Annotated in this window: 5 protein-coding genes; all 5 read left to right on the top strand. The window is 71.6% G+C overall.

The genetic code is table 11. The annotated features are described in order from the left end of the window. Positions 1–11: 11 nt before the first annotated feature. From ACZ7OY_RS42295 to ACZ7OY_RS42315, 5 genes are read left to right on the top strand one after another with little or no spacing between them, the layout of a single operon-like run. A complete protein-coding gene (locus ACZ7OY_RS42295) occupies positions 12–4,655 on the top strand; it encodes a hypothetical protein (protein ID WP_472250825.1) in 4,644 nt (1,547 codons plus the stop codon). 2 nt (positions 4,656–4,657) lie between these two features. Then, positions 4,658–6,373, top strand: coding sequence for a hypothetical protein (locus ACZ7OY_RS42300; protein ID WP_472250826.1), 1,716 nt, complete (start codon positions 4,658–4,660; stop codon positions 6,371–6,373). After that, a complete protein-coding gene (locus ACZ7OY_RS42305; RefSeq protein ID WP_384726056.1) occupies positions 6,370–7,332 on the top strand; it encodes a WD40 repeat domain-containing protein in 963 nt (320 codons plus the stop codon). The genes ACZ7OY_RS42300 and ACZ7OY_RS42305 overlap by 4 nt, the downstream gene beginning before the upstream one ends. Before the next feature lie 45 nt (positions 7,333–7,377). Then, positions 7,378–10,869, top strand: coding sequence for a peptidoglycan-binding protein (locus tag ACZ7OY_RS42310; RefSeq protein WP_472250827.1), 3,492 nt, complete (start codon positions 7,378–7,380; stop codon positions 10,867–10,869). A gap of 19 nt (positions 10,870–10,888) precedes the next feature. Beyond that, entirely contained in the window at positions 10,889–12,772 is a 1,884-nt protein-coding gene (locus ACZ7OY_RS42315; RefSeq protein ID WP_472250828.1) for a M64 family metallopeptidase, read from the top strand. Positions 12,773–12,945: the final 173 nt, after the last annotated feature.

Genomic DNA, 12,945 nt, shown 5'->3' on the forward strand with positions numbered 1-12,945 from the left:
AGGCAGACCGGATGACCGACCTCGCACCGCTGCGCGCGGCCGTCGCGGAGGCCGAGCAGCACCGCACCGGTCTCGGCCCCAAGGCCACGCCCGACCAGCGCAGGGCCGCCTACCAGGCCCTCCAGACGGCCCGAGACGCCCTCCACCAGGCACTGCGCTCCTTCGTCGCCACGCCGGATGCCGACGGCCTGCTCGCCACGCTGGATCCCGACGTGCCCCTGATGCTCGCCCCGGTGCGCCTGGAGACGCGGCTGCGGCCGGACGGCGGCCCGCCCGCCACCCTCCAGGTGCGGATCTTTCCCGACGACCTCCACGTCGACAGCCACGAACCGCTGCTCACCGACGGTGAGATCCAGCAGGGCAAGCGGTACTGGCGCACCGTCTTCCGGGCCGGGCGCACCGAGAACCCGGCGGGAGACCGGGCCCGCATCCGGCTCGGTGCCTGGGAGCAACTGGCAGCCGCCCTCGGCCCGGCCCGCGCCCGCTGGATCGTCACGGTGCTGACCCCGCGCGCCGACGACCGCCCCGAACTGCCCCTGCCCGACGACACGCAGGGCCCCGAGCCGTCCTGGCCCGCCGCGTCCGACATCCCCACCCGCTCCCGCGGCTGGAACCGGCCGGCCACCGCCTCCACCCTGCCCGACCAGTTCCTCGTCCAGGCCTTCCAGCAGACCCAGGACGGCGACATCCTCGTCGGCGAGGGCCGCGGCCAGGCCATCCCGGACACGGTGCAGGTGAGCCCGGACCCCGACGCCCCGGCCGCTCCCGCGGGCCCGGCCACCACACCCCTGACCGACCCCGGCTTGCGCTGGCTCACCGACTTCTCCGCAGCCCAGGACAACGGTCTCGCCCTCACCGTGCCCCTCGACAGGCCCGGCTACGATCCGACTCGCCGCCCCCTGCTCTCGCGCGTCGTCGCCTTCGGTGTGTCGGCCTCCCTGGACGCCCAGCTCTCCGCGGACCGGCTGGCCCGCCTGCTCAAAGGGCGGGCCCGCGACGGCGAGGCCGCCTACGTCCTGCAGGACACCCCCACCAACAACGTCCCCGACGCCCACCACCCGCAGGACGACCCTCCCGACGTCGACGCCCTCCTGCACGCCGCCGCCCCCGACCCGGCCGCCCCCGACCCGTGGGCCGACGCCACCCGCCTGGCGAGCGCGCTCGGCATCCCGCAGGACGTCGCCGCCGCCCTGCCCGGCGGCACCGAACCCGAGCAGGCCGACGCGCGCGCCCTGCAACTGGCCCTGTGGAGCGCGACCGGCGACTTCTTCCTCGACCAGCTCCTGGAAAGCGACAGCCACACCCAGGAGACCGGCATCGACCTGGAATGGCTGCGGCTGCACCACGCGGACGCGGTGCGCGCCCGCGGCCCGCTGCCCACGCTGCGCGTCGGCAGGCAGCCGTACGGCCTGCTGCCCCTCACCGTCATGCGTCGCTGGAGCCCCGACCTCCAGGGCGAGCCCGGTCAACTCGCCGGACTGCACCGGGTTCTGACCACCCTGCGTCCCTTCTGGGAAGTCGGCGTCGACACCATGCCGCGGGTCGGCGGGCCCGACCAGCCCGGCGACACCCTCGGCCTGCCCAAGCCCGAACGAGACGTCCTGCGCGCCCTGGGCCTGGCCGCCGTATCGAAGTCCTGCGACGTGCGGGCCGTGCGCGGCGCCCTCAACGCCTGCTACACCAACCGCGTCCTGGGTCTGGTCCAGGACTGCGGTTTCGGCCCCGAGTCCCGTCTGTCCACTGCATTGAACCGGGCTCTGGGCATCGACTACGAGCCGGTCATCGCCCACCACGACAACGAGCCGCACACCAGCCGCCTGTGGATGCCCGCCACGCGGCTGTCGGGCCTGCCCGCGGGCACCGACCCGGTCGAGGAACTCGCCGGGTTCCTGCAGGAGGTCGTCGACCGGTTCGAGATCCTGAGCGTCCTGGTGCGCCCAGCCCGGGCCCGCACCCTGCTGGAAGCTCTGCTGAGGCACACCGCCAACCTGGAGTACGGCCATGCCGCCGCCGGAGCCGCGCATGCGAGCCATCTGGTCGCGAACAGCCGGCTGCGCTTCGCGGAGATCCTGCTGGCACCCGCTACGGCCGGCACCCTGGCCTCCCAGGCGGGCCTCGCCCTGCGGCCGTTCACCCTCAAGGCCACCCTCGGTCTGACCCTGCCCACCACCGGCGAGGCCGCCGCCGCACCCACTGTGCACGACGCGATCAACGACGTACGCGTCCTGCTCGCCCCAGCCGTCGAGACCGCGGCCCTGCATCACCGGGGCGTCCTCCAAGCCCTCAGCGACACCCGCCCCTGGAGCGAGCGCCTGGCGCAGATCGACGCCGCCCTGCGCTATCTGGCCACCCGGGTCCACGACTGGCACGACGCCGGCCGTGACCCCTTCACCGTGCTGGAACGCCTCCTGGGCGAGTGCCTCGACCTCGCCTCCCACCGGCTCGACGCCTGGATCACCTCGCTGGCGACCGTACGCCTGCAGGCCATGCGATCCGCCAGCCGCCGGCCCACCGGGGTCCACCTCGGCGCCTACGGATGGGTGGAGAACCTCTCACCGCGCGAAGGCCGCCGGAGTGACGGATTCGTCCTGGCCCCCTCGCTCGCCCAGGCCACCACCGCCGCCGTCCTGCACAGCGGCGCCCTCTCTCACCCTTCGGACCCGGGCGCGTTCGCCGTGAACCTGTCCTCAAGCCGCATGCGCGCCGCCATGGCCGTGCTGGACGGCGTGCGCCAGGGGCAACCGCTGGGCGCGCTGCTCGGCTACCGCCTGGAACGGCGGCTGCACGAGGCCCGGGAGAGCGCCACCGAACCCCTGGAACTCGACCGGGTCATCGCTCCGCTGCGCACGCAGTGGCCGTTGCGGTCCGTGCACCACGACGCGCCGGGCGCCACCGGGTTCGTCGCTCCGCACGACGTCACCGACGGGGCCGCCGTGGGCGCCCTCACCGTGGACGCCGCGATGGACCAGCTCTCCCCCAGCGTCCACCCACCGCTGGACGCCGCCCGGGAGGCGCCCGCGGTCCGCGCCGCACTGCAGGCCCTGCACGACGACATCGACGCTCTCGGCGACCTGATGCTCGCCGAGAGCGTGCACCAGCTCGCCAACGGCAACCCGGACCGGGCCGGTGCCACCCTCGACAGCCTCGCCGCGGGGGGCCAGCCACCGCCCCGCCCGCAGATTCTCGACACCCCCGGTCAGGGCACCCCCGTCACGCACCGGGTCCTCGTCGTCGTCCCCAAGGACGTGCCGCTGTCGCACGGCTGGGACGGCCCCGCCCAGCGCACCCGGCCCCGCGCGCTCGCCGAACCGCTGCTCGACGCATGGGCCGGGCACCAGCTGGGGCGGACCGACCGCATCCGGCTCCAGGTCGCCTGGCGTCGGCCCGGCCACCCCACACCCGCGGCGACCCGCCAGCACCCCTGGCCGCTCACCGACCGGTGCGCACTGGACATCGTGGCCCTCACCGCCGCCAAAAGCCTGCGCACGGCGGTGAGCCAGGCTCTCACCGCACACCGCCCGTCCGACCTGCCGGGCGACGCCGTGGCCGACCTGCTCGACGGGCGAGACGCCCACTGGCCGCGCTCGACGGTGTCCCTGCAGGAGTTCGAGGCGCTGGCCGACGCGCTCACCGCGGTCCTCGCCGTCGGCCGGCCCGGCACGCCTGCCGACCTGGCGCCCGCCGCCGCCCCACCCACCCAGTCTCCCGACGAGACCGAGCTGCGCGGCCGCGCCCAGAGCGCCATCACAGGTATGAAGAGCGCCAAGGACGCCGCCGACCTGCAGCGTCTGTCCGCGTACGGCATCGACGTCCCCGCGTCCATCGGCGACGACGACGTGGCCGCTCGGACGAAGGCTGCCCAACAGGAGGCTGCCGCCCGGCTCGGCCTCGCTGCGACGGCACTCGCCGGCCAGGGGCCGCAGGCAGCCGTGGCCGCCCTCCAAGCCGTCTTCGGCCCCGGATTCCGGGCCGTCGGCCTGACCACCGCGCCAGCCCCCGCCCCGCTCGCGGCATCCTTCGGGCCCGGCCTCGACCGCGGCGGCACCGACGACGCCCTCCTCCGTGACTGGCTCGAACGTACGGCGGCCGTACGGCCCGGTGCCTCGGCCCTCGCCGACCTGCTGCTGCACACCGACGCGATCGGCACCGGCGGAGACTTCGCCCTGCGCATCGGGCAGACCCCGTTCACCGCCCACGACCACTGGGTCGGCGCCGCCCGCACAGCGGACCTGCCCTCGGCGACCGGCCTGGCCGTGCACGGCCTCGCTGCCGCCGACCTCACGCGGCCCGTGGCCGTCCTCGTGGTCGACGAATGGCCGGAACTGATTCCGGCCCGGCAACAGACGGCGGGAGTCGCCTTCCATTACGACGCCCCCGGCGCCCGAGCTCCCCAGGCCGTGCTGCTCGCCGTACCGCCGCAGGTGGGACACGCCTGGACGGCGGAGCTGCTGAGCGAGACCGTCCGCGAGGCGATGGATCTCACCGGGCTGCGCCTAGTCGACCTCCAGGCCCTGGGCTGGCTGGGCCGCTACCTGCCCGCCGTCTACCTGCCGCAGGACGCCCTCGGGGCCTTCCCCGGCATCGACCTCAAGGACCTGATGAAGACCCACATCGCCACAGGCGTCATCGCCCGGCTGAGAGACCTGGAGGCCTGAGCATGGCCGACGACAGGGCGGTCTTCGCCCAGTTCCACCGCATCGAGCCCAACGTCCGGCCGAGCGGCACCGGCGGACAGCTCGACGAGGCTCTGCAGGCCCGGATCGCCGACCCACTCTTCCTGCTGGCCCGGCAGCGGCAACTCGCCGAGTTCCACGGCGAGGACGGCGGCTCGCCCGTCGGCTGTTCCCTCACGACGGCGGCGGCCACCGTGGACCGGTTCCGGCCCGGCGACACCGGACCCTCCATGCCATACCCGCCGGGCATGCCCGTCGAGTATCTCACCGAGGCCGGCCGCGCGCCGGACCTGGCGGACCGGGAGCTGACCCTGCGCACCGCCGCACGGGCGGGACTGCGCTTCCTCCAGCAGCTCGCGGCGCTGCCCACGGGCGTCCAGAACTCCGTCACTGACCAGACCCTGGCCAAGTTCCCCCTGGTGGACGGTGCCGCCGTGGAGCCCACAGACGAACCGGAGGCCGACCCCGCGGGCCGTGCGCTCGGGACCGTGCTCCTCGCGCACGCCCCGCACGGCGGAAAACTCGCCCGCGGACTGGCCGCCGGCTGGCACCCGACCGGTCTCAGCCCGCCCCAGCTGACCGCCTTCAACCAGGCGGCGACCGCGTGGAAGTCCTGGTTCGCCGCCGAGCACGCCCCGCCGGCCGGCTCCAGCTGGGTCCGCGACCGGATGGAGCACCACTTCGCCGTCGAGGCGTCCCGGGGAGGCCAGCGCATCACCTTGACCGCACCCGAGTACCCGGGCGGCGGCGCCGAGGGCTACCAGTTCGACGTCGACCCCGCAGCCACTGCCTTCACCACCCCAGGCGCGTCCACCCGCACCGTCCTGCCCACCCGCGCCACCTATCCCGGCATGCCCGCCGAACGCTGGTGGGAGTTCGAGGACACCACCGTCAACCTGCCTTCCGTCGAGGCCGGTGCGGCCGACCTCGCCCGGCTGCTGCTGGTGGAGTTCGCCAATGTCTACGGCAACGACCACTGGGTCGTCCCGCTGGAGCTGGAGGTCGGACAGGTCCACGGCATCACGGACCTCACCGTCGTGGACACCTTCGGCGACCCACTGACCCTGCAGCCCGCGGGCGACGAGCACTGGTCCCTGTTCCGGCTCGGCGTCGCCGGCTCCGGCCGCCCCGGACCCGCCCTGCTGCCGCTCCTGCCCAGAGCCGCGGGCCGCCTCGAAGGACCGCCTGTGGAGGAAGTACTGTTCGTCCGCGACGAGATGGCCAACCTCGCCTGGGCGATCGAACGCACCGTGCAGAGCGCGACCGGCGCCCCCCGCCCGCGCGCCAACGAGACCCCCGACCTGACCCCGCCCGGCCCGTCGGACGTGCCCGGCGCCCTGACCTACCAGCTCGCCTCGTCGGTGCCGTACCACTGGATCCCGCTCGTGCCCGTCCCGCTCGTGCCCGGCTCGGCCGCGATCCGGTTCCGTCGCGGGCGGATGACCCTGCCCACCGCCCAGGGCACCGTACGCACCCGGGCGCGCGGCCGACTGCTGGAGCCAGAGGTCGCCCGGGTGTACGTCCGCGACGAGGAGATCCCGCGCTCCGGGGTGACGGCCACCCGCGTCCCGGTGACCGTGCGCGGCCACGACGGCCGCCACTACCGCTGGATCGGACGCCGTGCCCGGGCCGGGCAGGGCGAGGCCGCCGCCGGGCTGGCCTTTGACGGAGTCCTCCCGGCCAAGGAGGCCACGCCATGAACCACGGCATCGGCGCGGTGAGTTCGCTGACGCTCACCGACAACGGATCCGAGATCGTCAGCGCCGACGCCGTAGGCCGCGTCCTGCGTTGGCGCCGGCGGACGGGCGAGGCTCTGTGCCCGCTGCTGGTCGCCCACCGGCGCAGTGTCTGGGCGATGCTCCTCACGCCCGGCGACGATGAGATCGTCACTGCCGGCAGCGATGGCACCCTGCGCCGCTGGGACCGGGCCACGTCCGCCCCCGCGGCCGCCCCCGTCACCGCCCACGACGAGTGGATCCTCGCCCTGCGGGAGACCGCCGACGGCAGGGAACTGCTCACCGGCGCCTACGACGGCACGGTACGGCGCTGGAGCCGCACCGACGGATCGCCCCTCGCGCAGCCGCTGCCCGCCCACGACGGTGCCGTACGCGCCTTGGTTCTCACCCCGGACGACGAGGAGATCGTGACGACCGGCAACGACGGCCTGGTGCGCCGCTGGACCCGCTCGGACGCCACCCTGCGGGGCCGCCTCGACGGTCACCTCGGTCCCGTGCCCGCCGTGGCCGTCAGCGCCGACGGCGGCGAGATCGTCAGCGGCGGCCGGGACGGCACCGTGCGCCGCTGGGACCGGGGAAGCGGCGACCCGCTCGGCAATCCCCTCGTCGCTGGCGCCCCCGTGCGCGTGCTGGCCCTGACCGCCGACGGCGAGATCGTCGCGGGCTGTGACGACGGCAGCCTCCGCCGCTGGCAGCGAGCCACCGGGGAGCCGGTGGGGACGCCCGTGGCCACCGGCCACCTCAGCGTCTGGGCAATCACCGTCACCCCCGACGACCGGGAGATCATCACCGGCGGCTGGGACGGCTTCATTCGCCGCTGGACCCGCGATCCAGCCGACCCCACCGCCCTGCACCAGGCCGTCAACGAGACCCGGATCGACACCGCGCCGCGCCTGGAGATCCGCGGACCCACACCGTTCTGACGCTTGCCCGACACCGGGAAGCGCGCCCGATGCAGGGAGAAGCTGATGCCCGACATCGAGATCGACGCCTCGCGCCTCACCGTGCCGTCGTTCACGGTGCCCGAGGCCGGCACCGGACCGATCGACGGTTCGGCGACCCCACCGCCCACGGTGACGCTTCCGGCCCCCGGCACCTACCACCTCAAGCAGGCCTCCGCCCCCGTCTGCGACGTCGCCTTCTCGGTGTCCGCGGACGGCACCCTCGACTTTGACACGGCTCTCGACTCCATCGCCGAGGGCCGCGGAACCCGCCGCCTGACCCTGCACGGTCTGCCCGTGCACCTGGACGCCACCGCCCTCGACCACGACCTGAGCCTGCAGATCGGCGGCCCCGCCCTGACGGCCGACCGACCGCACGACCTCGTCCTGCTGCCATGCCGTGAGTACCTCCTCGGAGGCGGACGCGGCACCCTGGCCTTCACACTGCCCGTCAGCGGCTCGGTCGGACTCGATCCGCAGACCTCCGGTTTCGCCTCGGCATCCGGCACCGCGCTGACCGTTCGGGGCCACACGATCCGCATCGACGCGACGGCACTGTCCCACAACGTGGAGCCGACCTCGCTGCCCAGAGTGAGCTTCCTCCCGCGTGCGAGGGTGAACGAGCTGACCGTGCTGCCCGCGGACGGCTTCAGCTTCTACGTGGGGTCGAGCTTCCTCGCGGACCTGAAGTTCGATGTCGGCCGTGACGGACAGATCAGCGTCGCACCGGAGTACGCCGGCTTCGCCACAGCCGCTGGCGACACACTCGTGCTGCGGGGGCGCACGATCCGTATCGACGGAACCGCTTTGAGCCATGACGTGGAACCGACCGGCGCCCAAATGAGTTTTCTCCCCCGCGCGTCGGTGAACGAGCTCACGATGCTCCCGGCCAAGGGATACGGCTTCTACGCGGGGCCGGGTTCCCTCGCGGACCTGAAGTTTGATGTCGGCCGTGACGGACAGGTGACAGTCGCGCCGGAGTTCGCCGGATGCGCCTCGACTGCCGGCGACACACTCGTGCTGACCGGCTGCAGAATTCGCATTGATGGAACGGCGTTGTCACATGATGTGTTGCCGTGGGGACTTGCCCGGCCCAATATCTTCCTGCCGCGAACGTCGGTGAACGAGCTGACGGTACTCCCGGCCAAGGGATACGGCTTCTACGCGGGGTCGGGCTTCCTCGCGGACCTGAAGTTCGATGTCGGCCGTGACGGACAGGTCACAGTCGCACCGGAGTTCGCCGAATGCGCTTCGGCTGCCGGCGACACGCTCACGCTGCGTGGTTGCAGGATTCGCATTGATGGAACGGCGTTGTCACATGACGTGTTGCCGTGGGGACTTGCCCGACCGAATGTCTTCCTGCCGCGAACGTCGGTGAACGAGCTGACGGTACTCCCGGCCAAGGAATACGAGTTCTTCTCAGGGCCAGGATATCTAGCAGATCTACAGTTCGGCGTGGGCCGTGACGGACAGATCACAGTCGCACCGGAGTTCGCCGAATGCGCTTCGGCTGCCGGCGACACACTCGTCCTGACCGGCTGCAGAATTCACATCGACGGAACGGCGTTGTCACATGACGTGTTGCCGTGGGGACTTGCCCGACCCAATATCTTCCTGCCGCGAACGTCGGTGAACGAGCTGACGGTACTCCCGGCCAAGGAATACGACTTCTTCTCAGGGCCAGGACATCTTGCAGATCTACAGTTCGGCGTGGACCGTGACGGACAGATCACGCTCAAGCCGGAATTCGCCGGTTGCGCATCGGCTGCCGGTAACACACTCGTGCTGACCGGCAGCACCGTCCACATCGACGGAACCGCGCTGTCCCACGACCTGCTCCCGCTGGGCATCGCCCGGACGGACGGCTTCCTGCCGCGCGCGTCAGTGAACGAGCTGACGCTGCTGCCTGCGGACGGCTACGGCTTTCAGCCCGGATCCGGAGTCGTCGCGGACCTGAAGTACGGGGTCGACCTGGACGGGCACGTCTACGTCGATTTCGAGTTCGCCGGCTTCGCGTCGGCGGTCGATGACACGCTCGTCCTGCACGGTCACCCGGTCCTGATCGACGCGACGGCCGCGGACAGCGACCTCGTCGGGCTGAGCAACATCTCGGCGTCCACCCCCGGCCCACCACCGAACCGCCGCGGCCCCCGCGAGATCCTCTACGTCCTGCTGCCCGCCCGCGGTTACCGCCCGCAGACGGCGAACGGCGTCCTGCGGACGGGGTTCGACTTCGAGCGGGACGGCACCGTCACCTTTCCCTACTCGGCGGCTGGCCGCTACAGCATCGCGTCCCCCACCGCACCCACCCCGTCCGAGCAGGGGCAGGAGGTCACTCTCAACGCCCTGGTGCGCCCGACGGACGCCGATGCGGGCCCGCCCCGCGGGACGGTGACCTTCACCCTCCAGCAGGGACCACCCCTCGGTACCACCGCGGTGGACGACCAGGGGCGGGCGAGCATCACCACGAGCGATCTGCCGCTCGGCGACAGCGTCATCGCCATCGACTACGCGGGAGGCGATGCTTTCGTCGCCGCCAGTACCACCGTCCCTCATCACGTCAACCCACGGCAGGGCGAGCCCGTCGGGGACGCACCGCTGGCGGAGATCCTGGACTGGGCGCTACTGCCCACCATCGCCCTGATGGCCGATCCGCACGCGGTCGACGGCCACGTGAAGCTGGCCCAGAGCCTGCTGAACGCTGCTGGAGCCGCAGCGCCCGCCCTCATCGTCGACGGCAACTTCGGCGTCCTGACCCAGGCCGCCGTACACACCTTCCGTGCCGGACCGATCCTCACCCCCGCGGACGACATCGACACACCCGTCTGGTTCGCGCTCGCCGTGGCCGCGCCTTTCCCCCTCCTGGAACCCGGCCCCCGGATCCCGCCCATGACGGGCCCGCCCGTGGCCGTCGTCCAGCGCCTGCTGAACCAGCAGGGCGCCGAGCCGCCCCTCGACGACGACGGGAAGTACGGACCCGAGACGGAGACCGCGGTACGGGCCTTCCAGACGGCCCACGGCCTCACCGTCACCGGAACCGTGACCCCCGAGACCTGGGTCGCGCTCGCCGGCCCGCCGCCCACCCCGACCCCCTCCGGCCTGCCCGGCTCCAGGAGCATGCGCCTGACGTTCTCCTACGACAGCGCGGACTGGGCGCAGGGCGGCCCGGTCGTCCGGTTCGTCTCGCGGGAGGACCTGGAGATGACCGCCCCGCTCGCCGCCGATCCCGACGACTCCCCCCACGGTCGCGCCGGGTTCTGGTACGAGCTCCGCGATGCGGCCGGCCGGGTGCTGTACCGGCGTGGCCGACACCAGCCGATCGCCGTCCTCCGGGAGGTCCCGGGCCCCGAGGACGACGGCGGTCTCGTCGCCCTCCCCGTCGACGCTCCCCGGGGCACCTTCGAGCTGATTGCACCCTTGCTGCCCGAAGGCGCCTCGCTCGTCCTGTTCAGCAGCCCGCCCGATCCGGACCGGCTGGACGAACCGGCGTCCGAGATCTTCTCTCTGCCCCTCGACTAGCCGCCTTGAAGGAGGACAAGTGAAGGTCGTCGACTTCGCCCTCGGGCACGCGAGCCGTGTCGCCCACGGCTGGACCATCGCCGTACTGCCTGAGGGTTACACACAGGCCGAGCTCGACGCCGGGCTGTTCGACGCGGACGTGGCGAAGTTCGTCAAACGGCTGCTGGTGACCTCGCCGTTCAGTGATGCCGGCCTACGGCCGCTGCTGAGCGTGGTCAAGGTCCGCAAGGCGTCGGCGCACACCGGGAACACCATCCACCTCATCACTCCGACCCCTACCACGTCCCCCTTCGGCACCATGTTCGGCGCCATGTTCGGCCGGGACACCTTCCAAGGGCATCAGATCAAACGAATCATCTTCGGCGATGACGATGCCGTGAAGAAGGCTGTGCACAACGAGCCCGGCCTCGGGCCGGTGAACCACTTCCTCGTCTTGATAAACAACACCCAGACCGACGGCGGATGCATGCATAACGAGGTCGGCTGGTTCACCAAATTCACGGCTTCCTGGCCCGACGTGGCGATCCACGAACTCGGGCACCAGGCATTCGGGCTCGCCGACGAGTATCCCTATCGGAACGACTTCTCGGACCCGTTGTCCACGTACTCCGGTCACGACCCGTTTGACCCCAACGTCACCACGGTCACCAATGTCGCCACCATGAAGTGGGCCGAGGTCCTCACTCTGCCGCAGTCCCAGGTCCCCACCACGGTGGTGCGGGCCACTTGCTCCGAGCGGAACCACGACGTCATCCCGGCGAACCCTCCGATTCCCGCGGACGCCGTGGGCGCCTACGAGGGCGCGCAATACCACGACTGCGGCGTCTTCCGGCCGTCACTTCACTGCCTCATGCGGGACAGCACTCCCGTGTTCTGCCGGGTGTGCGAGATGACTGCACATATCGACATCGGCCATTACTTGGTCGACGTGCGCGCCGGAAGTGAGTATGGCGCCGGGGCCTGGACGCATGTGCAGAGCCTCGCGGCCGGTGCCAACCCGGAGCGCATGCTGTCGTACAACGCGGCCACGGGCGCCTACGCGATCTCCGCCGCCGCCACTTACCGGTTCCCGATCCGCCGCCCCGACGGCACTCCACCGATCGACTCCAACAACCCGACGGTCGGGACCGGATCCCTCGGCGCCGACTGGACCTGGCTGGCCCCCTTCGACTTCGGTGGAACTCTCCACTACTTCGGCCATCAGTTCGGCTCCGGTATGCAGGGCATCTTCGCGATGGACGCGACGTTCACCTCGGTCAGCCTCACCCACGCCACCCCACCTGGTCACGCCTCGCACACCCACATCGTGACCCTCAACCTGGGCGGGGCGCCGCACTATGTCGGCTACAACAGCCTCACCGGCGACGCCGGGCTGTTCCGCCTCGACAGTGACACCGCCGATCCGGTGCCCGTTTCCACGATGCAGTGGGGTGCCCGCCACACCGCCGTCGTGGCCATCATGATCGGCAGCGAGCCCTACGTCATGACCTACCGGATGAGCACCGGCGAGTTGATGATCCGTCATCTCACCTCGTCGAGTTTCACCATGACCTTCGCATCGCCATCCGGATTCTGGAAGCGGAACGTCACTCATGTGGCACTGTTGGATCTGGCCGACCGCCCGTACCTCGTCCGCTACTCCAGCTTTGACGGCAGCGCTGCCGTCTATCACGTTCGTGACGGCGGGACAGGTGTCGACCTGGTGTGCCGCGTTCCGCCCCTCGGCCCCGGGGCGCTGTCGATTCCGGACCTGGGGTCCGCGGCTCTGTCGATTCTCGGTGCGGGCGCACCAGTGATGGGTCGCGTGCAACTCCCCGAGGCGAACAGCGGCCGGAGCCCGTGGCTGTACATGTACAACGCCCTGAAGCAGACGCTGAACCTCACTCCCGTGGAGGCGCGTTGATCAAGGGGCGGACGTACGTTGCCGGAGTTCTTGATCGCGTTAGCCTGGCGCTTTCATGAAGCGGGCTGTCCGGAAGGCGGTCAGGAAAGCAGAAAGTGCCTCTGACCAGCAATGCCGGTGATTTAGGGCGTTTTCGCAGGTGAGGGCCGGTGTTCGGGGTTCCGTGTGACCTT

The organism is Streptomyces sp. NPDC107559 (genome assembly GCF_055657365.1).

Excerpts from the sequence above, each read along its gene's own strand:
- ACZ7OY_RS42300 (WP_472250826.1), top strand. The coding sequence starts at position 4,658 with ATGGCCGACGACAGGGCGGTCTTCGCCCAGTTCCACCGCATCGAGCCC.
- ACZ7OY_RS42295 (WP_472250825.1), top strand. The coding sequence starts at position 12 with ATGACCGACCTCGCACCGCTGCGCGCGGCCGTCGCGGAGGCCGAGCAG.
- ACZ7OY_RS42305 (WP_384726056.1), top strand. The coding sequence starts at position 6,370 with ATGAACCACGGCATCGGCGCGGTGAGTTCGCTGACGCTCACCGACAAC.
- ACZ7OY_RS42310 (WP_472250827.1), top strand. The coding sequence starts at position 7,378 with ATGCCCGACATCGAGATCGACGCCTCGCGCCTCACCGTGCCGTCGTTC.